The following is a 21,136-nucleotide window of genomic DNA, read 5'->3' as shown; positions in this document are numbered from 1 at the left end:
GGCGACCATAGGCTCGGGTGGCTCACATGGGCGGGTCCCCACGCTCCTCACGGCGGTCCGCTCCCAGCTGCCCCTTGAGCTTGTCCTGGGCCGTGTCGACCTGGCTGCTGTACTTGCTCTGGGTCTTGTCGTCGGCGAAGTCACCGGCGCGGTCGACACCCTGGCCCGCCTTGTCCTCGTGCCCCTTGAGCATTTGCTTGAGCTTGTCCATCACGGACATGTCGAGTCCTCCTAGGAACAGCCCCCGCATCCCAGGATCACCCCTTCCCCCGCCACTCCGCATCCGGGCGGGCTCGCGGGGTGGAGCCGGGGCCCCGGCTCAGGGCCACAGCAGGTGCTGCTCCCCGGGCGCGTCGGCGGCCTCGCGCCCGTAGCGGAGCCGGGTGTGGACGCGGCTCACGTCCACACCCGAACTCCACCGCGAGCGGGGCGGCGGTGTACAGGTTCCACGCCTCGGCATGGAGTGCGGGTCGGGCCGTCCGGCCTCGACGTCCTCCGTCAGCCAGTCCAGGAACAGCCCCACCGGCTCGTCCGGGGCCGCGCCCGGGTCGAAGGCGGCCCGGCGGTCCGGCGAACACCTCCAGGCCGCGCAGCCACGCCCGTACGTCCCTCGGCCGCCCCGCTCCGTCTGCCGTACTCATCGCCTCGCCCTCCCCCGCCGCGCCCCTTGCGGAATCGGCCCTGCTCGGCCAGGGGGAGACCCCACCCCGTATGCGCTCGGCGCCGCGATAGGGTCGGCTCCATGCCCGTCGTCATAGCCCGCGTCCACCCCAAGCCCGGCCGTCTGCAAGAGGTGTTGGACGTGTACGCGGAGGCGGTTCCGCACGTCCACGAGGAACCGGGGTGCGAGCTGTTCGCCCTGCACACCGACCAGACGTCGATCTTCGTCGTCGAGCGCTGGACCACCCACGAGGACCTCGCGGTCCACTCCGCCACGCCCACCTTCGCGCGGACCCGCGCAAGGGTGGAGGGGCTCCTGGGCGCTCCCGCCGACGTCTGGGTCCTCGACAGCCTCCCCTTCGGCGATCCCCTCAAGGGGATCATCCAGTAGCGCCCCGGCAGGCGGCCTACCGCCGCGCCGCCGCCACGAACGCCCGGATCAGCCGCTCCGACTTCACCCCGCGTTCGCTCTCCACACCGCTGGAGACATCCACACCCCACGCGCCGGTGGCCTCGACCGCCTGCCGGACGTTGTCCGGATGCAGACCCCCCGCGAGCAGCCAGCGGCCCTCAGGGGCGGTGAACCCGGGCGAGGCCCAGTTCCACGGCTTGCCCGAGCCCGGGTCGGGGGCGTCGAGCAGCAGCATGTCCTCGGCCAGGTCTCCGCTGCGGACCGGGACCTCGGTGGCGGCGGTGGCCCGGATCAGGGTGCGGCCCGGCGCGCGCAGGGCCTTGTAGTACTCCGGCCCCTCGTCGCCGTGGAACTGGACGGCACGGATGCCGCTCTCCTCGGTCAGCCTCCGGACCTCGTCCACCGACTGGCCCCGGAAGACACCGACCGTCAGGACGTGCTCCGGCACCCGCCGGGCCAGCCTCCGGGCGGTTTCGGTGTCCACCGTGCGCGGGCTGGCCGCGAAGACAAAACCCACCGCGTCGGCCCCGGCCTCCACGGCCGCGTCCACATCGTGCCCGGTCCGCAGACCGCAGATCTTGACGAAGAGATCACTCATGCCCTCAGTCAACCAAACCCATAGTCATCGGACCACTGGCGGCCGATTGCGCGAGGTGTGGACCAAGTTGCCACCAACATCAGAGTGTTGGGCACATTGACATCCGATGTATTCGTCTCTACGTTCCCGGGCGAACCCTCACACCAGGGAGTCGCCCCATGCACACCTTGCGCACTCGCACCGGGCGCACAGTCGCCGGGCTCGCCGTGTTCCTCGCCTGCGCCCTGGGAGCCTCGGTGGCTCCCGCGGCTGCCGCGAGCGCCGCGGATCCGCCCGCCGCCGCGCCGGCCCCGGCCGCCCCGGCCACGCGGACCGGCCAGGTCGCGGGCCCCGGCACGGACTACGCGACCGACGACCCGTTCGCCTCCGCCCGCACCAACTGGTTCCGCCAGGACCGCTTCGGCATGTTCATCCACTTCGGCTCGTACTCCAACTGGGAGGGCGAGTACCGCCGCCCCGACGGCACCGTCTGCCGCAACGCCGAGTGGATCAAGCGGGAGTGCGGCATCCCCATGGACGCCTACGAGAAACAGGCCGCGGCCTTCAACCCCGCCGACTTCGACGCCAAGGCCGTCGTCAAGGCGGCCAAGGACGCCGGGATGCGCTACATCGTCATCACGTCCAAGCACCACGAGGGCTACGCGATGTGGCCCACAAAGGTCAACTCCTGGAACCTGCACGACCGTTCGGCCTTCGACAAGAACCGCGACATCCTCGCGGAACTCAAGCGCGCCACCACCGAGGCGGGCATCAAGCTCGGCTTCTACTACTCGATCTGGGACTGGCACGACCCGGACTTCGCGAACCCCGCGACCTTCCCCAAGTACGAACAGCGCATGTACGCGCAGCTCAAGGAGCTCGTCGACGGCTACCACCCCGACCTGCTGTGGTTCGACGGCGAGTGGTCGACCGAGAACCCCCACAACCCGTGGACCGAGCGGGACGGCGAACGCCTGGAGTCCTATCTGCACGGCCTCAGCCCGGACCTCGTCGTCAACAACCGGGTCGGCAAGCGCCGCATCGTCGACGGCGACTACGGCACCCCCGAGCAGGAGATCCCCGCCGCCCCGGTCGACGGCCAGCTCTGGGAGTCGTGCATGACGCTCAACGACCACTGGGGGTACGCCCGTTACGACCAGAACTGGAAGTCCAGCACCACGCTGGTGCGCAACCTCATCGCCACCACCTCCCGCAGCGGCAACTACCTCCTGAACGTCGGCCCCGACGCACACGGCCGCATCCCGCAGCCCTCCGTCGACCGCCTGCGGCAGATGGGCGACTGGCTGCGCGCCTCGGGTCAGGGCGAGGCCGTCCACGGCGCCCGCTACGGCGGCCTGGTCGACGAGCCCACCTGGGGTTCGGTCAGCCGCAAGGGTGACAAGCTGTACGCGGCGGTCACCCAGTGGCCGTCGAGCGGCGCGGCCCTGCATCTGAAGGCACGTACGGCCTTCGATGTGAAGGCGGCGCGAGTACTGGGCAGCGGCCAGCAGGTGCGGGTCACCAAGGCCGGTGACGGGTTCGACATCAGGCCGTCGGGCGCCGCGACCAACGCCGTCGCCACGGTCGTCGAGCTGACCGTGGACCCCGGCCCCACCTCCCCCGCCGGAACCGGCCACGGGCTCAGGCAGGAGATCTTCGACAACGGTGCCCTCAGCGGCGCCCCGAAGGTCACGCGCACCGATCCCACCGTGAACCACGCGTGGAGGTTCGGCGGTTCGCCCGACAAGGCCGTCCCGGCGGACTGGTTCAGCATCCGGTGGACCGGCACGATCGAGCCGCGCCGCTCCGAGACGTACACGCTCACCACCGTCTCGGACGACATGGCGCGCGTCTGGATCGACGGCAGGCTCGTGATCGACTCCTGGTCGCCGCACGGGCCGCGCGTCGACAAGGGCGAGGTGGTCCTCACCGCGGGCAAGCGTCACACGATCAGGGTGGAGTACGCGGAGCAGACCGGGGAGGCGCACATGAAGCTGCTGTGGTCCAGCCCGGGCCAGGACCAGCAGGTGGTCCCGGCGTCGCAGCTGTACGCGGGCTGAACCCCGCACCGGGGCGGCCGGACGGCTGCCCCGGTGGCCGCCCCGGCCGATTCGCTCAAGCGTTTTCCGGAGCAGGTGTCGATCCCGCCGGATCCCGTTCGCCGTACGGGTGAGTGCGGGATCGACCCCGCACCCGCACTCCGGCCGCGCGCACACCCACCTCGGGCACTCCCGTCGGCCGCCGTCGATCCGCACTACGGAGACCGCCGTGGCCAAGCTGCGCGTACACAATCCGACCACCTCCCTGGACGGCTTCGCCGCCGGTCCCCACCAGCGTCTTGAAGCGCCTTTCGGGGACGGCACCGACGGCCTGCACAAGTGGATGTTCGCCGCCATGCGGGATCGCGCCGACGGCAGGGCGGGGATCGACGCCGACTTCGTCGGGCGCAGTGAGCGGTACATCGGCGCGACCATCATGGGCCGCAACATGTCCGGCCCCCGGCGCGGGCCGTGGCAGGACGAGTCCTGGAAGGGCTGGTGGGGCGGCGGGGACGGCTGGTCAATGAGGTCCGCGAAGTGGCGTACAGTTGTGTCTACCGACGCGGGGTGGAGCAGCTCGGTAGCTCGCTGGGCTCATAACCCAGAGGTCGCAGGTTCAAATCCTGTCCCCGCTACTGTACGAAGAGGCCCGCATCCCCTGGGATGCGGGCCTCTTCCTCTGTGTACGCGCGCGCACGCCGTCAGAGCGTGCGGTTCAGCAGGGCGAGCAGGGCCTCCCAGTGACGGGCGTCACCTTCGGCGTTGTACGCGGCGGTGTCGGCCTGGGTGAAACCGTGCTGGGCGCCCGCGTAGACCTCGGTCTCGTGGCGGACCCCGGCTGCCGAGAGGGCCTTGTTCAGGCGGTCGATCTGCTCGGGGGGCATGCCCGCGTCCTGGTCGGCGTGGCCGAAGTACAGCTCCGCGGTGATGTGTTCGGCGAGCAGGTGGGGGCTGTCCGGGGCGTCGGTCGCCATCCGGCCGCCGTGGAAGCCGGCCGCTGCCGCGACCCGCTCCGGGAACGACCCGGCGGTGCGCAGGGCCAGGCCCGCGCCCATGCAGTAGCCCGTGACGCCCACCGGGCCGTCCGCGGCCAGCGGGGAGTCGGCCAGCCAGCGCAGATACGCGTCGGCGTCACGCACGACCAGCTCGGAGGTGAGGGCGAATATGTGCGGGCCGATGGCCTCGAAGATGTCCGGCCGCTGCTGGGGGTCGATGAAGTCCGGCAGCTCGACGATCGGCGCCCGCCCCACGCGGTAGAACACATTGGGGACCAGGACGGTGTAACCGGCCGCCGCGATGCGGTCGGCCATCCCCCTGAGGTGGGGGCGGAGCCCGAAGGCGTCCATGTAGAACAGGACCGCGGGGTGCGGGGAGTTGTCGTCGGGGTGGACGAGGTAGGCGTCGGCGGTGCCGTCCTGCGTGGGGATGTCCACGGAGGTTCCGAGCACTGTGGTCATGAACGTCTCTCTTCTCGTTCGTTCTTACACATGTGACAGACCAACAGCCTGTCACAATCGCCCGAACGCGAAGATCCTTTTATTGCCGTTCCGCACCGGTTGGACTGGTCCGACGTGCGGTGTTTTCCGGCCGTTTCCCGGCCCGGCAGGCCGGATTTGGCCGACTGCCTCTCCTCGGCGCCGCCGGGCCGGTGATGGCGGTGGAGCTGCCGCACACCGGCCCGACGGGCGACTCACGGCGTCAGGTCAGCACCACGACCTTGTGCATGCCCTCGGCGACGTGCGGACGCCCGGTCTTGTCGTCCGGTACGTAGCAGAGCAGCACGTACGTGCCCGGCGGCAGGTGGTGGGTCTCCAGGAGCGCGGTGCGGCCCGGGGAGACGACGCCGAGGCCGAGGGACGGGCCGGTGAACGGCGGCGTCCCGGTGCCGTTGCCGCCGAAGAACGCCTGGATCTGGGCGTCGGTGGTCCCGCGCTTGACGGGCTGGAGCGCCATCTCGTGGAGCTCGTCCGAGGCGTTGTGGACCAGGATGTTGTCCGCGGCCTTGTGCAGACCGTGGACGTCGAAGCGGGGGCCGGCCGGCGTCTCGCGGGTGATCACGATGCTGTCGGGGAAGGCGGCGAGGTCCTCGGACGAGCCGCCGCGCTTGCTCCCGCGCAGGGTGAGCGTGCGGGTGACCGGATGGGCCGGGTCGGCCAGGAAGGCGGTGAAGTCCAGGAGGACGACGGGGCCCGCGCTGATCGGGGTGGTGAAGGTCTCCGACACGGTCGGGGTGACCTGGGCGCCACCGAGCGCGTCCGCCTCGTCACGCACCGCGGAGATGCCCTTCGCGGCAGTGGCGGGGGCGTTCCTGTTGACGGCCTTGGCCAGGTCGGCGAGCACCTTGCGCACGGTGACACCGCGGTGCGGCCGGAAGGCCTGGAGGAAATGGCCGTTCGGGTCGTCGGTCTTCACATGGAAGGCGACCAGACCGGCCCGGGCGGTGTCCGGTGCGTAAATGCCCGCGCGCCCGATCGCCACCTCTACGGGGTGGCGGCCGTGGCCGGCGTAGTCCCTGCGGACGGTGGCGTCGGCGGTGGTGGCGCCGGCGAGGGCGGTGGCGAAGGCCAGGGCGGCAGCCGCCGTCCTGACCCCGTTGCGCAGCAGTGCGGTACGCATGAATCTCCTGTCGTCGCGTGCCCCCCTGTCACAGGGCAGCACCTTCGGCGCTGAGTGAGCGTCAGCCACGCAGACGGCAGGGCCGATCGGGGGTATCCCCCGGACCGGCGGGGCGCGACCTCAGTGCGGCTCGCCCACCGCCCGGTCCACGAGCGCCGCCGCACCGCCCGTGTACCGGGCCGGGTCGCAGAGCTCGGCCAGTTCCCCGGCGGTGACGTGGCCGCGCAGCTCCTCGGACTCGGCGAGCACGTCCCCGAGCGGGCGGCCGGACCGCTGTGCGGTGTGCGAGGCCCTGGTGAGCGCCTGCTTGGCCTCGGCCTTGCCGAGCCGCGGTGCCAGTACGGCGGCGATGCGCTCGGAGACGATCCGGCCACCGGTCAGCGCCAGGTTCTCGGCCATCCGCTCCGGCCGCACTTCGAGCCCCTCGGCCAGTTCGACCAGGGTGTGGGTGGCACCGCCGGTCAGCCGCAGACACTCGCGCAACAGCTGCCACTCCGCGTGCCAGGCCCCGGCGGAGCGCTCGTCCTCGGAGAGCATGCACTGGGTGACGCCCGCGGCCAGGACGGGCACCTGGAGGGCCGCGCTGCGCAGCAGCGTCGCCAGGACCGGGTTGCGCTTGTGCGGCATGGCCGAGGAGCTGCCGCGCCCGGTGACCGCGGGCTCCGCGACCTCCGCGACCTCGGTGCGGGTCAGGGACTGCACGTCCACCGCGATCTTGCCGAGGGCCGCGGCCGTGAAGGCGAGGGCCGCGGCGAGGTCGGCGATGGGCGTACGCAGGGTGTGCCAGGGCAGTTCGGCCGTGGCAAGCCCCGTCTCCTGCGCGAACGTGTCGGTGAGCCGTGCCCCGTACTCGCCCGGGTCCGGCGGGCCTTCGCCGTCGAGCCGTGCGTACTCCAGATATCCGGCGAGCGTTCCCGCCGCCCCGCCGAGGGAGACGGGCAGCCCTGCGTCCAGGACGCGCTCCAGGCGCAGGTCGGCGTCGAGCAGCAGCTTGCGCCAGCCCGCCGCCTTCAGCCCGAACGTGGTGGGGACGGCGTGCAGGGCCAGGGTGCGGCCCGCCATGGTGGTGTCGCGGTGCCGCCGGGCGAGAGCGGCCAGGGCGTCGGCGGACCTGGCGAGGTCGGCGCGCATCAGCCGCAGCGCCCGTTGGGCGACGAGCATCGCGCCGGTGTCGAAGATGTCCTGGCTGGTGGAGCCGCGGTGCACATACTCGGCGGCCGCCGGGTCCACGGCGGCGACGCGCCGGCTCAACGCCTGCACCAGGCCCACGACCGGGTTGGCGGTCTCCCGCGAGGCCAGCGCCAGCTCCCTCAGGTCGAGGTGCTCGGCGCGGGCCTGTGCGCCGATGACCTCGGCGGCCCGCTGCGGCAGGGTGCCGAGCCGGGCCTGCGCCCGGGCGAGGGCGGCCTCGGCGTCGAGCATCCCCTGCAGCCACGCCAGGTCGCCTACGGCCTCCTCGACGGGGGTGCCGGCGCGGACCGGCGAGAGCAGGCCGGAGTCGAGCAGGCTGTCGGGGCGGCTGGTCATACGAGTGCTCCTTGCAGCCGGTCGGGGGCGGCGACCGAGGTGGTGGGGCGGGGTGCGAGGGCCAGCACCGCACGGGCGATGGCGTCGGAGTCGGCCAGGGTCACCGAGTCCACCCCCGGCCGGATCCCGGCCGCGGTCACCCAGTGCACGCCCTCCGTGGGCACACCGTAGGCGAACCGGCGCGGGTGCGCCCGGCCCCGGGCGTCGCGGACGCGGTAGGGGCGCTCGGCGACGGCGAGGCCGCCGGTCTCGTACCCGGCCCTGCCCGCGTTCGGCACCCGGTGGTTCACGGCCTGCCCGGTGGCGACCAGGTGCTGGAGCAGCGGGTCGGCGGCGCGCCGCAGATCCGCCTCGGGCAGTCGCGCCTCGATCAGTACGTGGGCCCGCAGGGGCGGCCCGGGTACGGCCCGGGACTGGGCGACGAAGGCAGGGTTGACGGTGTCGATGCGTATCTCGGTCTGCGGGCCGGTGAGTTCGAGGATGCCCGCCTCGATGAGCGCGATCATCTCCTCGATGCGCGAGGTGGGCGGGCCGATGGAGAGGAAGGCGTTCAACGGCGTGTACCAGCCGTCGAGTTCGTCGCGGTGCGAGTCGCCGTGCAGACCGCTGTGGTCGACCGCGAGCCGGATCTCGTTGCGCAGGTCGCGCAGGACGTCGAGGGCGGACTTGAGCGGGCCGCTGAGGTTGCCGTGCCTGGCCTCGCGTACGTCGTCGCGCAGGTACTGGAGCAGCCAGTCGCGGAACGCGGCCCGGTCGCCGAACTCCTGGCCTCCGTACGGGCGCGACAGCCGCTCCCAGCTCCAGCGCTCCGCCTCGGGTATGCCGGCCGCGTCCAGCAGCCCGCTCCGGTCCTCGGCGCTCTCGCAGGCCAGGAAGCGGTCCACCAGGTCCGTGCGCTCGGCGTCGCGGCCGTGGGCGGTGAGCCAGGTGCCGTAGTAGACGCTCTCCACCTCGCGGGTGATCAGTGGCCACAACTCGTCGCGCAGACCGATCCGTTCGCCGTCGTCGGCCCGCTTGCGCAGGGTCTCGACGTGCTCGGGGGTGAGCAGGCGGGGGTAGTAGCGCTCCGAGGCGCCCTTCTCGTTCTCGCCGCGTGCGTGGTACGGAACGCCTCGGCGGGAGGTGGCGTACATCACCGGCTCCTGGCCCGAGGGCCGGTACACCAAACGGCCGTCGACTCGCTCGAAGGAACCGCCGCGCCCCTGGGTGAGGAGGGTCATGTGGTCGAAGAAGTTGAGACCGAGGCCGCGCAGCAGGACCGGCTCGCCCGCCTTGACCACGCTCAGGTCGAGGTCAGCGGGGTTCGCGGGCTGGAGGTAGCGCAGGCCGTGCACCCGGGCGAGGCTGGCGGTCCGCTCCTCGTGGGCGGTCGGCCGCACCGGGACGTGGCCCTGGGAGAGGACGACGGCGTCCAGACCGCTGAGCCAGGTGCCGTCGGAGAGGCCGACGGCCTGCTCGCAGTCGGCCTCTCCGTGGCTGTCCGTGAGGGCGACGGCGCGCGAGCGGTGGACCTCGATCGTGACGTGCGCGGGGGCGCGCCGGACGACCTGCTGGAACATCGCGGAGAGGTAGCTCCCGTAGAACGCGCGGGTGGGATAGGTGTTCGGCCCCAGGTCGCGGGCCTCGGCGAGCGTCTGCTCGTCGTGCCCGGCGCGCCCGCCGGACGCGGCGAGCTCCCTGGCCCACTCCTCCAGGGTCGGGCCGGGCTCGATGGGCCCGTCGATGCACGAGCTGTCGTCGGTGTGGACCGTGATCTGGGACGCCACCGTGTTCATCAGCAGCAGACGGGACTGGTCGGTACGCCACACCGCACCGGCGCCGGGCTCGCACGGCTCGACGACATGCACGGTCACCGCGGAGTGTGTCGGCTGCGCACGCTCGTTGGCACACAGCCGCTCCAGCACCGACAGACCGCGCGGTCCGGCGCCGACTATGCACAGCGTCCTGGGAACGCCACTCCTCATACCAACACTCTCCTGTCGTCTTGACCGAGCGGTCCCGCGGGCGGTACGGAACGACTTCCGGGGGAAAGGGCCGGTTGGCTGCTGGTTGTCGTTCCTCACATCGGGAAGATAGCCATGGTGAGGTCGTTCGATCCAAGGACACCGGTCAACTGCGGCATAGTGCGCAGGTGTTGGTCGTGCGGCGCTCAACTCGCCGGAGAGGGAAGACGCGCTGGTCACAGTGGTCGCGCCGGGCGCACCCGGATGGCGTCGGCCTGTCGCGGGGGTGACGTTGAGCACGCACGATGGACAAGCGGAGGCAACCAGTCCGCAGAGGAACCATCCGCGTGGAGGTGCGAGAGCGATGTGGCGACCTGATGGCTGGGACGTACGGGTGCGCATCGGCGTGCTCACCCCGCACGCCGATGTGGGCCCCGAGTCGGAGTTCCGCGCGATGGCGCCGCCCGACGTGGGCGTGCACGCCGCCCGGGTGCCGTTCGGGGCCATGCGCCGGGGCGGAGCCATGGACTCCACGATCCCGCTCGCCCCCGTGCGGGCCTTCGCCGAGCCTCCGTACGTCGACGAGGCCGCCGCGCAGCTCGCCGCCGCGCCCGTGGCGGCCCTCGCCTACGCGTTCACCAGCTCCGCGTACGTCATCGGCGCGGACGAGGAGGCGGCGATGCTCACCCGCCTCTCGGCCCGCGCCCACGGCCTGCCGGTGGTCGCCACCTGCGCCTCGACGGTGGAGGCTCTGCACGCCGTGGGCGCCACCCGGATCTGCCTGGTCGATCCGCCGTGGTTCGACACCGCGCTCAACGACCTCGGCCGGGCCTACTACGAGGCCGCCGGATTCGACGTACGGTTCTCCGCACCCTGCGACCTCCCCAGCGGGCAGGCCCTCATCCGGCCGGGCGAGCTGCACGACTGGGTGGCCCCTCGCATCCCCGAGGAGGCGGAGGCCGTCGTCGTGGGAGGCAACGGCTTCCGGGCCGTGGGCATGGTGGAGAGCCTCGAAGCCACCCTCGGGCGGCCCGTACTGACCGCCAATCAGGTGCTGCTGTGGGCGGCACTGCGCGCGGCCCGCAGCGACCCCGCCGCGATCACGGGGTACGGCCGGCTGTTCACGCCGGACGCCCCGCACCCGGCCGGGACCGGGGACGGGACGCCGTGACAGCGGGGCCGCACCGCCCCTACCGCTCCCGCATCACTCGGCCACCCGCAGGACGATCTTGCCCCGGGTGCGGCCCGAGGCCTGCCGGCGATGGGCCTCGGCGGCCTGCTCCAGCGGCAGCACCGCAGCCACCTCGACCTTGATCGCGCCGGCGTCGATCAGACCGGCCAGGGCGGTCAGGGCCGTACCGTCCGGCTCCACCAGGAACGGCCTGGCCCGCACACCGGCCGCGGCGGCCTTCGCGGCGAGCTCGTCCGACACACCGGAGGGGACGGCGACGAGCAGGCCTCCCGGGCGCAGCACGGAGAGGGAGCGCGTGCTGGTGCTGTCGATCTCGTCACCGACGAGGTCGACGACCACGTCGACGCCGGACAGCTCCTCCTCGAAGCGGGTGGCGGTGTAGTCCACGACCTCGTCGGCGCCGAGCTCCCGCAGCCAGGCGTGCTTGCCCGCGCTGGCGGTGGCGATGACGTGGGCCCCGAGGTGCTTGGCGATCTGGACGGCGAAGTGACCGACGCCACCCGCGGCGGCGTGGACGAGCACGCGCTGCCCCGTGCGCACATCGGCGGTGTCCACCAGGATCTGCCAGGCGGTGAGCGCGGCGAGCGGGACGGCCGCGGCCTCGTCGTGGTTCAGGGACGCGGGCCTGCGGGCGAACTGCCGGGCGGGAGCGGTGACGTACTCGGCGTACCCCCCGGCGGCGCGGGGGAACCACGGCATGCCGTACACCTCGTCCCCCACCTCCAGGGTGTGCACGCCGAAGCCGAGCTCTTCGACCACTCCGGCGACGTCCCACCCGAGGACGAACGGCGGCTCCCCGAGGACGCCCGCCATCCCGTGGCCCTCCCGCGTCTTCACGTCGACCGGGTTGACCCCGGCGGAGACGACCCGGACCAGGACCTCCGTCGGCAGCGGCACGGGGCGCGGCGCCTCGGTGACCCGGAGGACCTCGGGGCCGCCGAAGGCGGACTGGGTGACGGCGCGCATCGTGGGGGTGGTGTGAGACATGCGTGACTCCTCGAATGCGGGGCGGCCGCGCCCGCGCGGTGAACGATGCGGCCAAGCTATGGGAAGGGTAGTAGTAACCCGCAAGGGCACCTACTATCTTTTGGATAGTATCTACTCGACCGTGCTCCCCCGCGCGGAGGAATCGCCGAGGAACCGCCCATGAGCAGGAACTGCACCACCGGAAGCCACGACAAGCACGACGTCTACGCGGCCCTGTGCCCCTGCCGGAACGTGCTCGAACTCCTGGCGAACAAGTGGAGCGCGCTGGCGATAGGCGCCATGGAGGACGGTCCCGTACGGTTCGGGGCGCTGCAGCGCGTACTCCAGGGTGTCAGCCCCAAGGTCCTCACCCAGACCCTGCGCCGCCTGGAGGAGGCGGGACTGGTCTCCCGCACGGTCTACCCCGCCGTGCCCCCACACGTCGAGTACGCCCTCACCGAGCTCGGCCACAGCGCCGCCGAGCCGCTGGCGCAGATGCGCGAATGGGCTGAGCGGAACGTGGATCTGCTCTACGCCGGGCAGTGAACCAGAGGTGACTCCTGTAGGGATCACCTGCCTGGTGCAACCCTGACGCTTGGTCCTGTCGTTTCAGGTCGAAGAGGGACAGGAACACGTCACCCGGGCCGGAGGGGGCCCTTCCGGTGCGGCCGTGGTGTCAGAGTCCGAGTGCGGCGCCCGGACCGGGCGCCCATGGATGAACTACCTGACCCAAGGAGTTTTCCCGTGGGGAAGAGAGTCACCACACTTCTGGCCACCGCCACCCTCGCCACCATGGCCCTCGTCGGGCAGGCGAGCGCGACACCCTCGCACCACACCCCGTCGCCCACCACCGCCAAGTCGGCGGCGGCGCGCGTGGATTCGACCCAGACGCGGTATGCGCCGTTCACCCTCAACCACAACCAGTCGGTGAGCTCGAACACGGCGCGGCTGGTCATGCAGTCCGACGGCAACCTCGTCATCTACGACGAGTTCAACCGGGCCCGCTGGGCCTCGAACACCGTCGGCCGGGGCTGGACCGCCCGCTTGCAGACGGACGGCAACTTCGTCGTCTACACCCGCTCCAACCGCCCGGTGTGGGCCTCCGACACCGACGGCCACCCGGGCTCGCGCCTCGCCGTCCAGGACGACGGCAACGTGGTCGTCTACGACGGCAGCCGGGCCGTGTGGGCGTCGGGCACCAACCACTGACACCCCACCGCGGTAGCCACTGACCACCCTGCATCCGGCAGGCCGGGCACGCGCGGGCCCGGCCTCGCCGACGTACGTTCCCACGCGTCCGGCTACCGGCCCGTGTACTGCTCGCGGGCGTCCGTGACCTCGGTCAGGTGCGTCCGGGACCACTCGCACGTGGCGTTGAGGGGATCGATCAACGAGCGTCCGAGCACGGTGAGTTCGTACTCGACACGGGGTGGGTTCTCGTCGTACGCGGTACGGGTGAGGAAGCCGTCGCGCTCCATCGCGCGCAAGGTCTCGGTCAGCACCTTCGCGGTGATCCAGTGCAGCGGCACCCGCAGTTCGGAGAACCTGCGCGGGCCGTCCTCCAGACAGCGCAGGACCACACCGGTCCATTTGTCGCCGACACGGAAGGGCACCAGACCGCCCGCGCAGTCGGGGCGGTCGAAGAGGTCGGCGGGCAGGGGTGCGGGGGCGGGGCGGTCACTCATGGGGCCGACGCCAGCCCAGTACCTTTGCGGTAACCAGGGGTGCCCGCCCTAACGTTCCCGTCATGACCTCGACGAACGCGAATTCCGCGCCCTCCGTGAACCCCGCCCGCTCCACCGGCTCCGCCAACTCCGCCAACTCCTCCAACTCCTCCAACTCCCCCAAGCGCATCGGCGTTTTCGGCGCGGGCGGGCGGGTGGGGCGGGCCGTGGTGGCCGAGGCGGTGGCACGCGGCCACTCCGTCACGGCCGTGGCTGATGGTGGTGCCGCCCCTCGGCCTGGACGCCTAGGGCCCGCGCACCGGCCGGTACCGCACAGCGGTCGGCACGGTCCTCGACGGCCCCGGGCGCATCTCGCGCCCCGACCTGGCGCTCGCCGTGCTGGACGAGATCGACGCGCCGGGGCACACCCGGGTGCAGCTGGCCGTGGCGGACTGAGGGAACTCCCTTGCCGTGATCGTCGTGGGGCCGTGAGGATGGCGTCATGCCTACGTTCACCACCCCCGACGGGACCGAACTCGCCTACCACGTCCGCGGCGAGGGCGAGCCTCTGCTCTGCGTACCGGGCGGGCCCATGCGCGCCTCCGCCTACCTCGGGGACCTCGGCGGGCTGTCGGCACGGCGCCGGATGATCCTGCTCGATCTGCGCGGGACCGGCGACTCGGGCGTCCCCGCCGACCCGGCGACGTACCGCTGCGACCGGCAGGTGGCGGACGTCGAAGCCCTCCGCGACCATCTGGGGCTCGACCGCGTCGACCTTCTCGCGCACTCGGCGGGCGGCGATCTCGCCCTGCTGTACGCGGCCCGGCATCCGCAGCGCGTCCGTACGCTCACCCTGGTCACCGCCCGCGCGCGTGCCCTCGGCGTCGACTTCACCGAGGAGCACCGCCGGGAGGCAGCCGCCCTGCGCACGGCCGAGCCGTGGTTCGAAGCCGCGTACGACGCCTACGAACGGATCTGGGCCGGCTCCGACGCCGACGCCGACTGGGACGCCATCACCCCCTTCTTCTACGGCCGTTGGGACGCGGCGGCGCGGGCACACGCCGCGGCCGACGTGGAGCAGACCAACGCCGAGGCCGCGGAGGTGTACGCGTCGTCCGGCGCCTTCTCCCCTGCCGCTGCCCGCGCCGTCATGGAGACACTGGACGCACCGGTCCTGCTGATCACGGGCGAACTGGACAGCGGCCCGCTTCCCCGCGTCGCGGCCGACATCGCCGAGCTGTTCCCGAGGGCGGAACTCACCGTCCTGCCGGGCTCGGGCCACCACCCCTGGCTCGACGACCCGCAGGGTTTCACGCGGACGGTGACGGCGTTCCTGGAGGCGGGGGCGGTCCAGCAACTCCCTTCCCCCGTAAGGCCTCGGTAAGTCCTCCGCAAGCGATGAGTTTCCGCGCGGGCAGCGGTCTGCCCTCCGTCACCGCACCCGCGGACGACTCGGACGGAAGGGCCACCGCGCATGACCACCACCCACACCCTCGACGTTCCCGGCGCGCGCCTGCACTACGAGGTGCGCGGCTCGGGGCCGCTCCTGCTCGTCATGGGGGCGCCGATGGACGCCGGTGCGTTCGCGCCCCTGGCCGACGCGCTGGCGAGCACCTTCACCGTCGTCACCCATGACCCGCGCGGCATCTCGGGCAGCACCCTCGACGACCCCGGGCAGGACTCCACCCCCGAGCTGCGGGCCGACGACGTCGCCGCCCTGCTCGACGCCCTGGGGGCCGGGACCGCCGACGTGTTCGGCAGCAGCGGCGGCGCGGTGACCGGGCTCGCGCTGGTCGCACGGCACCCCGGGCGGGTGGGGACGCTCATCGCGCACGAGCCTCCCGTGATGGAGCTGCTCCCGGACGCGGCCGAACAGCGCGCCGCGACCGAGGACATCATTGAGACGTTCCACCGCGAGGGGCAGCCCGCGGCGTGGATGAAGTTCATGGCCAACGCCGGCTTCGACCAGCCCTCCGACCAGTGCTCCGGCGACGGCGACGGCCAGGCCGAAGCCGCCCCCGCCCCGCCCGTGTTCGAGCCCTCGCCCCGGGACATCGCCAACGGCGTCCGCTTCTTCGCCCACGAACTGCGCGGCACCGCCGCCCACGTACCCGACATCGCCGCACTGAAGACCGCCACGACCCGTACCGTCGTCGGCATCGGAGCCGCCTCGGGCGGTCTGGTCACCTATCGCACCTCGATGGCCCTGGCCGAGCGGCTCGCGGTGCGGCCGGTCGAGTTCCCGGGCGACCACGGCGGTTTCCTCGGGCAGCCCCTGGAGTTCGCGGAGGTGGTACGGAGGGTGCTCAAGGGCTGAGTCAGCCGAGTCACCGCGGGCGGGCGCGGGCGTCGCCTCACAGACCGCCCGCCCACTCCTCCGTCCAGTCCTCCGTCCACTCCACCGCGTAGTACTTCAGCCGCTCGTCCTGCGCGACGAGGCTCATGCCCGCCGCGGTCATCACCCGCTGGGAAGCGATGTTGTCGTGGGACGTGTCGCCCTTGACGCGGGTGATGCCCTCGGCGCGGGCGAACAGCAGCAGGGCGCGCAGGGCTTCGGTGGCGTATCCGTTTCCCTGGACCGCCGGCACCAGGCCGTAGCCGATGGTGACGGTGCCGTCGAGGTCGGGAGCGCCGTGGAAGCCGAGACCGCCGATGGCGCGGCCGTCCTCGCGGCGGCGGATCTCGTACGTCCCGAACGGCTGCGGGTCTCCGGCGCTCTCGCAGGTCTCAAGGTAGCGCCGGGCCCCCGCGGTGTCGGCCTCGGTGGGGTATCCGGGCGCCCAGCGCGCGTTCCTGCCCGGCTCGTCCGAGGTCAGCGCCACGGCTTCCGCGACGCTCATCGGGTGGAGTACGAGCCGTGCTGTCACGAGACATTCCATACCCGGTGGGATATCACCGGGTATGGCGCGCCGCAAGGGAATTGTCCAGCGGGTGTGGCCTGAGGTCGCCCCTGCCAGGAACTCCTTGCGCGCTACAGGAGTTCGCCGTGTGCGGCGGGTACGCGCGTGATGAACGCGAGCCCGTCGATCGCCTCCCTGGCGAGGGCGACCGCTTCCTCGGCGGTGGTGGCGTGGGCACGGGCCCAGGCCAGCCGGGAGAAGCCGTTCTGGAGGCCGTTCAGTTCGGTGCCCGGTGACCCCAGGACGTCGAGCGTCACCGCGTCGGGGCGCTCGGCGTCGGCGCCGGACACCTCGACGAGGGTCCCCTGGGCGGGTGCGCCCGCGAACCAGATGGCCTCGCTGCGGCCGGACCGGTCCGGGGCGTCGAGCGTGGCGCGGATTGCGGGCAGCACCTTCTCGCCGAGGACCTGCTGGAGCTGCGACTCGATCAGGTCCACGCCCGTCGCGTCGGTCACCATGTTCCAGAGTTCGTCGCCGCCGGTGCGCAGACGCGTCTCGATGACGCGCGGCCCCCGCTCGGTGAGGACGACCTCGGTGTGGGTGGGCCCGAACTCGACGCCCAGCGCGTCCAGCGTGGCGATGACGTGCCGGGTGACGGCCTCCGTCTGCCCGGACTCCAGCGGCGCGGGCATCACATGGCCCAGCTCGACCAGGCTGACGGGGTCGGAGTACGTGCGGGCGATGGTGACGACCACGTGCTCACCCCGCTCCGAGAAGGCCTCCACGCTGTACCGGGCGCCCACGAGAAAGCCCTCGACGGTGGCTCGCGGGTCGGGGCCCGTACCGCCGGCGCGTTCCAGTGCCGAATCCGCCTCCGCGGCCCCGGCGACGACGGAGACACCCTTGCCGGCCGCGTCCGTGAGCGGTCTGACCACACAGGGATAGCCGTGTGCCTCGGCGAAGGAGTGCAGCTGGGCGGGGCTGTCGACGACAGCGCAGGCCGTGGCCTCGACAGCGGCCTGCGCGAGCCGCTGCCTCATCGCGTACTTGTTCATGACGAGTTCGACGATCTCGGGGGTGTGCGTGTCGAGTCCGAGGACCTCGGCGACCAGGGCCGCCTGCGGCCGGCAGTCGTCGTAGAAGGAACCGATCCGGGTCACCGGCTGGACGGCGTCGATGGCCCGGGCCATCGCGATCCACTCCTCGTCGGAGGCGTCGGGGCTCAGGACGACGATCCGGCTGTGCTCCTCGGTGTCGTCCGTCTTCGCGAGGTGTTCGGGCCAGCACATGACGGACGTGGTGACCTTCCGTCCGGCCGTCTCGCCGAACGCGCGCATGCGGGCCGGTATGTCGTACCCGGCGCCGAACACCAACACGTGTTCCGTCACGGCAACCCCTCTCCTCGTTGATCTTTTCCGTAGCAATATCAACTGTCAAGGTCTGTACGCCACTTCACGCACGGGGAAGCGAGATCAAGAGCCTGGTCCCCCCGCCCGGACCGCCTCGCGTGCCGGCAGGCAGGCGGGCCGGCCGGCAGGCGGGCAGGCAGGCAGGCCGGCAGGCAGGCCGGACGGCAGGCAGGCCGGACGGCAGGCAGGCCGGACGGCAGGCAGGCCGGACGGCAGGCAGGCCGGACGGCAGGCAGGCCGGACGGTCGCCGAGTTGATCGGGCCGCTCGTCCTGACCGGGCTGATCGTCTGCTGGGGAGCGCGGGGCTGGATCCTGCTGGGCGGCCTGTTCGTCGTGGCGGCCTCTGGCGATGCGGCCGGTGGTGCCATGGCGAGGCCCAGTACACGATGGCCGGCCGATCCGGAACTCCCCGCGGGCCGGCGCGCCGAAGGGTTCGAAGGGACCCTGCAGGAGTGCGCGGCACGGGTCGAAGAGGTGTGGACCGACATGTGCCCGGCCGGGCTTCGCCGCCGCATGGACGCCGCCGTCGGCTGACGGGATGCCGGGCCGGGGAGGCGGCCGCGGCCGCTTGCGTGATCCATCAGCGAGGGGAGTGCGCGTTGAGTACCGAAGCCGGCCGCGAACCCCGTGCGACCGCGACGGACGGGACCGGCACGGGCGCCGTACGGCACTCTGATGTCCACGAACGGCCTGACCGACGCCGAGCTCGGAGCCCTCGTCGAACGGGGTGCGGAGTTCTCGAACGGATCGGTCCGCCCCGGTGAGCAGCTTGACCGGCCTGGTCGCCGGCATCCACTTCCTCAAGACCGCCACGCGGACCCGTACGTCGTTCTCCCCGCCGCTTTGCGGCTCGGCGGCGCAGACGTCGCCGCACTTGTCCGAACAGCTCACCGGCGGGCGCGACTTCATCACGGCAACGCTCGGGGCGCTCCTCCAGGGCGAGGTGACGGCCGCCCCTGCCAAGCCCATCGTCTTCTCCCCCTTCGGCCTCGGCATACTCGCCGTGGCGGTCGGCCACCGCCTCCTGGGCGAAGCCCGGCGCCGGGGCAGCGCCGTCGAGATCCCCGACTTCATCGGGGAGGCCACGCGCTGGTGACGTCCGGCGCGAGAGGGTCTCGTGGTGTGAGGAAGCGGCGCGGTACGTACGGTGCCCGCACCCTTCACATCCACTTCCCCCTCGCAGGACTTCCCGGTCGCGTCGGCCGGGCTTGGGGGATCCGGGCAGCGGTGCGGTGTAAGCAGGAGTCATGGATCTTCGGGCACTGAGCGCGCGGCGCTACCCGTACCGCCGCCTGCGCCACGCACTGCTCGCGGCGCCGTTCGCGCTGATCGCGTTCGTCACGGTGGGCGACATCCTGGCTCCGCCCGATGTCCACCTCGGGCCGTTCCTGGTGGCCGCGCCCGCCCTCACCGCGTCCTTCGCCGGGCCCCGGACCACGGGGTTCGTCGGTGCCGTCGCCGTCGTCGCGCAGGTCGCGGTGGCGATGGTGCGCAGCAGCGCCACCGACCTCAACCACTCGGTCCAGATCGTCTCGCTGATCCTGATCTCGGTGTTCGTGACGCTCTTCGCCCATCTGCGCGAGGTGCGCGAGAAGGAGCTCGTCCAGCTGCGTTCGGTGGCGGAGGCCGCCCAGCAGGTGGTGCTGCGCCCGCTGCGGGAGCGGATCGGCCCGCTGCGCATGGCCTCGGTGTACCTGGCGGCGGAGGCGGAGGCGCAGATCGGCGGTGACCTCTATGCCGCCGCCCGCACCGCCCACGGGACCCGGCTGCTCATCGGGGACGTACGCGGCAAGGGCCTGCGGGCCGTGGGGGACGCGGCCGTCGTCCTGGGCGCCTTCCGGGCCTCGGCCCATCAGGAGGCCGAACTGTCCGGCCTCGTGGCCTATCTGGAAGGCGCCGTCACCCCGGACCTGGACGACGTCTCCGTGGGCGACGCCGACCGCGCCGACGACCCGGGCGAGGCGTTCATCACCGCGGCGGTGCTCGACGTACCCGACGACCGGCAGACGCTCGGCCTGGTCAGCTGCGGGCACCCGCCGCCCCTGCTCCTGCGCGGCGGCCGGGTCATCCGCCTCGACGTGGCCCATCCGGCACCGCCGCTCGGCCTCTCGGAGCTCGTCGGGTCCGGCATCGCGGCGCTGACCTTCGCCGCGGAGACCTTCGCCTTCGAGGAGGGCGACATCATGCTGCTCTACACGGACGGCGTCATCGAGGCACGCGACGAGACGGGGACGTTCTATCCCCTGGCGGAGCGCCTGGCCGCCTGGTCGGGCACGGGCCCCCAGGCCCTGCTCGACCACCTCTGCGACGACCTGCTCACCCATGCGGCGGGGCACTGCCTGGGGGACGACGCCGCGATGGTGGCGATTGAGCGGTTGGGGTGACGGCGGGTGATCCAACCGGGTGGCGTGACTGGTCCGATCCGGCGAATGTCGGGCGTGTTTACCGGTCTGAGTGCAAACGATCCCGAGCAAAGCGGGAAGGCATGCGAATGCGTTGACAGAACGCACCAGACCTCCTCGAAGAGGAAGCAACCAACATGAACTCTGAACACAGGCCGGTCCCTCCGCTCGGTCCGCTGCCCCGCCGAGGCAAGTGGCTCGCCGGAAGCGCCGCCGCGTCCCTCGTCCTGCTGCTGGCCGGTGCGTCCGGCCCGGCGATGGCTGCCGAGACGCAGGGAGCCGGAACCCGGGTGACGTATCCCGGGCAGGGCGGGGACGACCACTGCGACTCATCGCGCGGACCCGACAGGAAGGCCGCGGATCCCGGCGCGGCCGCCGGGGGCGGCGACGGCTGCAGGCAGGGTCCCCCCGGGCCACAGGGCCCCAAGGGCCCACCCGGACCGAAGGGGGACACGGGTCCGGCCGGGCCTCCGGGACCGAAGGGCGACGCCGGGGGGTGCTACGACATCGACAGCAACGACCCCTCGAACTCCGAGCACTTCAGCGCGGCGCTCATCAACGGAAAGGCGTTCGCCGGCCGGCAGGCTCCCCCGGGAGGCACGATCGTCTGGCAGGACCTGACCAACACGGACAACCCCAGATACCCCGCCAACGCCTGTGCGATCTCCATCTCGTCGCAGGGCAACGACGCCTGGATCAAGGTGGTCACCACAGCGGGCACGGTCTACCAGACCCACGGCGACACCAATGGCACGAACTTCGTGTGGGACGAAGGCTGGACCCCGCTCGCCACGCCGGTAGCGGGCACCCTCCGCACCGACGCCCAGGCAGGGAGGCCCGAGACCTCCTGAGTCCGTGAGAGAGAATCCCGCGTGTGCCGCGATCCGG

Annotated in this window: 23 protein-coding genes and 1 tRNA gene; 12 read left to right on the top strand and 12 right to left on the bottom strand. The window is 72.2% G+C overall.

Translation table 11 applies throughout. From position 1 onward, the window contains the following. Window positions 1–22: 22 nt before the first annotated feature. Both ACFWA7_RS35220 and ACFWA7_RS35215 read right to left on the bottom strand, forming a co-directional pair. Window positions 23–220: an antitoxin gene (locus ACFWA7_RS35220; protein ID WP_385547381.1), complete on the bottom strand. Its 198-nt coding sequence runs from the start codon at window positions 218–220 to the stop codon at window positions 23–25. A 99-nt stretch (window positions 221–319) separates the two neighbouring features. Continuing rightward, window positions 320–523: a hypothetical protein gene (locus ACFWA7_RS35215; protein WP_385827152.1), complete on the bottom strand. Its 204-nt coding sequence runs from the start codon at window positions 521–523 to the stop codon at window positions 320–322. A gap of 219 nt (window positions 524–742) precedes the next feature. Between ACFWA7_RS35215 and ACFWA7_RS35210 the strand changes: the two genes are divergently transcribed. Continuing rightward, window positions 743–1,051 carry a putative quinol monooxygenase gene (locus tag ACFWA7_RS35210; RefSeq protein ID WP_385547375.1) on the top strand — a complete coding sequence of 103 codons (309 nt, stop codon included), beginning with the start codon at window positions 743–745 and terminating at the stop codon, window positions 1,049–1,051. 16 nt (window positions 1,052–1,067) lie between these two features. On the opposite strand, the gene ACFWA7_RS35205 is transcribed toward ACFWA7_RS35210, so the two are convergent. Continuing rightward, a complete protein-coding gene (locus ACFWA7_RS35205) occupies window positions 1,068–1,670 on the bottom strand; it encodes a phosphoribosylanthranilate isomerase (RefSeq protein ID WP_385827150.1) in 603 nt (200 codons plus the stop codon). Window positions 1,671–1,828: 158 nt separating this feature from the next. Here ACFWA7_RS35205 and ACFWA7_RS35200 point away from each other — a divergent pair, with 158 nt between their 5' ends. Both ACFWA7_RS35200 and ACFWA7_RS35195 read left to right on the top strand, forming a co-directional pair. Further along, window positions 1,829–3,709 (top strand): alpha-L-fucosidase, encoded by a 1,881-nt coding sequence (locus ACFWA7_RS35200; protein WP_385827148.1) that lies wholly within the window; start codon window positions 1,829–1,831, stop codon window positions 3,707–3,709. 540 nt (window positions 3,710–4,249) lie between these two features. Continuing rightward, window positions 4,250–4,323: transfer RNA gene (locus ACFWA7_RS35195), tRNA-Met, on the top strand. A gap of 66 nt (window positions 4,324–4,389) precedes the next feature. Here ACFWA7_RS35195 and ACFWA7_RS35190 read toward each other — a convergent pair. From ACFWA7_RS35190 to ACFWA7_RS35175, 4 genes are all read right to left on the bottom strand, one after another. Next, the gene (locus tag ACFWA7_RS35190; protein WP_385547366.1) at window positions 4,390–5,145 is read right to left on the bottom strand and encodes a dienelactone hydrolase family protein; all 756 of its coding nucleotides are present in this window, start codon (window positions 5,143–5,145) and stop codon (window positions 4,390–4,392) included. Window positions 5,146–5,386: 241 nt separating this feature from the next. Continuing rightward, entirely contained in the window at window positions 5,387–6,304 is a 918-nt protein-coding gene (locus tag ACFWA7_RS35185) for a hypothetical protein (RefSeq protein ID WP_385827146.1), read from the bottom strand. Window positions 6,305–6,424: 120 nt separating this feature from the next. Next, complete coding sequence (pcaB, locus tag ACFWA7_RS35180) at window positions 6,425–7,831, bottom strand: 3-carboxy-cis,cis-muconate cycloisomerase (RefSeq protein ID WP_385827144.1); 1,407 nt, start codon at window positions 7,829–7,831, stop codon at window positions 6,425–6,427. Continuing rightward, window positions 7,828–9,795, bottom strand: coding sequence for an FAD/NAD(P)-binding protein (locus tag ACFWA7_RS35175; RefSeq protein ID WP_385827142.1), 1,968 nt, complete (start codon window positions 9,793–9,795; stop codon window positions 7,828–7,830). The genes pcaB and ACFWA7_RS35175 overlap by 4 nt, the downstream gene beginning before the upstream one ends. 343 nt (window positions 9,796–10,138) lie before the next feature. On the opposite strand from ACFWA7_RS35175, the gene ACFWA7_RS35170 reads away from it, so the two are divergent. Then, window positions 10,139–10,945: a maleate cis-trans isomerase gene (locus ACFWA7_RS35170; protein ID WP_385547354.1), complete on the top strand. Its 807-nt coding sequence runs from the start codon at window positions 10,139–10,141 to the stop codon at window positions 10,943–10,945. Between the two features lie 33 nt (window positions 10,946–10,978). On the opposite strand, the gene ACFWA7_RS35165 is transcribed toward ACFWA7_RS35170, so the two are convergent. After that, window positions 10,979–11,953, bottom strand: a complete 975-nt coding sequence (locus tag ACFWA7_RS35165; protein ID WP_385827140.1) for an NADP-dependent oxidoreductase — start codon at window positions 11,951–11,953, stop codon at window positions 10,979–10,981. Window positions 11,954–12,112: 159 nt separating this feature from the next. On the opposite strand from ACFWA7_RS35165, the gene ACFWA7_RS35160 reads away from it, so the two are divergent. Together ACFWA7_RS35160 and ACFWA7_RS35155 are read left to right on the top strand one after the other, a co-directional pair. Beyond that, window positions 12,113–12,478 carry a winged helix-turn-helix transcriptional regulator gene (locus tag ACFWA7_RS35160; protein ID WP_385547348.1) on the top strand — a complete coding sequence of 122 codons (366 nt, stop codon included), beginning with the start codon at window positions 12,113–12,115 and terminating at the stop codon, window positions 12,476–12,478. A 198-nt stretch (window positions 12,479–12,676) separates the two neighbouring features. After that, a complete protein-coding gene (locus tag ACFWA7_RS35155; protein ID WP_385547345.1) occupies window positions 12,677–13,141 on the top strand; it encodes a hypothetical protein in 465 nt (154 codons plus the stop codon). Window positions 13,142–13,233: 92 nt separating this feature from the next. On the opposite strand, the gene ACFWA7_RS35150 is transcribed toward ACFWA7_RS35155, so the two are convergent. After that, window positions 13,234–13,617, bottom strand: a complete 384-nt coding sequence (locus ACFWA7_RS35150; protein ID WP_385827138.1) for a winged helix-turn-helix transcriptional regulator — start codon at window positions 13,615–13,617, stop codon at window positions 13,234–13,236. Further along, complete coding sequence (locus ACFWA7_RS35145; protein ID WP_385827136.1) at window positions 13,610–13,861, bottom strand: hypothetical protein; 252 nt, start codon at window positions 13,859–13,861, stop codon at window positions 13,610–13,612. The genes ACFWA7_RS35150 and ACFWA7_RS35145 overlap by 8 nt, the downstream gene beginning before the upstream one ends. 237 nt (window positions 13,862–14,098) lie before the next feature. Between ACFWA7_RS35145 and ACFWA7_RS35140 the strand changes: the two genes are divergently transcribed. Continuing rightward, window positions 14,099–14,980, top strand: a complete 882-nt coding sequence (locus ACFWA7_RS35140) for an alpha/beta fold hydrolase (RefSeq protein WP_385827134.1) — start codon at window positions 14,099–14,101, stop codon at window positions 14,978–14,980. 90 nt (window positions 14,981–15,070) lie between these two features. Further along, on the top strand, window positions 15,071–15,913 hold the full coding sequence (locus ACFWA7_RS35135; protein ID WP_385827132.1) for an alpha/beta fold hydrolase: 843 nt from the start codon (window positions 15,071–15,073) through the stop codon (window positions 15,911–15,913). A 37-nt stretch (window positions 15,914–15,950) separates the two neighbouring features. On the opposite strand, the gene ACFWA7_RS35130 is transcribed toward ACFWA7_RS35135, so the two are convergent. Together ACFWA7_RS35130 and ACFWA7_RS35125 are read right to left on the bottom strand one after the other, a co-directional pair. Further along, window positions 15,951–16,475 carry a GNAT family N-acetyltransferase gene (locus tag ACFWA7_RS35130; RefSeq protein ID WP_385827130.1) on the bottom strand — a complete coding sequence of 175 codons (525 nt, stop codon included), beginning with the start codon at window positions 16,473–16,475 and terminating at the stop codon, window positions 15,951–15,953. Window positions 16,476–16,567: 92 nt separating this feature from the next. Continuing rightward, on the bottom strand, window positions 16,568–17,824 hold the full coding sequence (locus ACFWA7_RS35125; RefSeq protein ID WP_385827128.1) for an ATP-grasp domain-containing protein: 1,257 nt from the start codon (window positions 17,822–17,824) through the stop codon (window positions 16,568–16,570). 274 nt (window positions 17,825–18,098) lie between these two features. Here ACFWA7_RS35125 and ACFWA7_RS35120 point away from each other — a divergent pair, with 274 nt between their 5' ends. The 4 genes from ACFWA7_RS35120 to ACFWA7_RS35105 all read left to right on the top strand — a co-directional run bounded on the left by ACFWA7_RS35120 (window position 18,099) and on the right by ACFWA7_RS35105 (window position 21,099). Continuing rightward, entirely contained in the window at window positions 18,099–18,380 is a 282-nt protein-coding gene (locus ACFWA7_RS35120; protein WP_385547325.1) for a hypothetical protein, read from the top strand. 226 nt (window positions 18,381–18,606) lie between these two features. Then, complete coding sequence (locus ACFWA7_RS35115; protein ID WP_385827126.1) at window positions 18,607–18,942, top strand: hypothetical protein; 336 nt, start codon at window positions 18,607–18,609, stop codon at window positions 18,940–18,942. 151 nt (window positions 18,943–19,093) lie between these two features. Beyond that, entirely contained in the window at window positions 19,094–20,230 is a 1,137-nt protein-coding gene (locus tag ACFWA7_RS35110; RefSeq protein WP_385547319.1) for a PP2C family protein-serine/threonine phosphatase, read from the top strand. 155 nt (window positions 20,231–20,385) lie between these two features. Then, a complete protein-coding gene (locus tag ACFWA7_RS35105; protein ID WP_385827124.1) occupies window positions 20,386–21,099 on the top strand; it encodes a hypothetical protein in 714 nt (237 codons plus the stop codon). The last annotated feature ends 37 nt before the right edge of the window (window positions 21,100–21,136 follow it).

The organism is Streptomyces sp. NPDC059994 (genome assembly GCF_042737755.1).
Taxonomy (GTDB): Bacteria; Actinomycetota; Actinomycetes; order Streptomycetales; family Streptomycetaceae; genus Streptomyces.
Note: the sequence above shows the minus strand (reverse complement) of the source record. Positions and strands in the feature narration are given on the sequence as shown.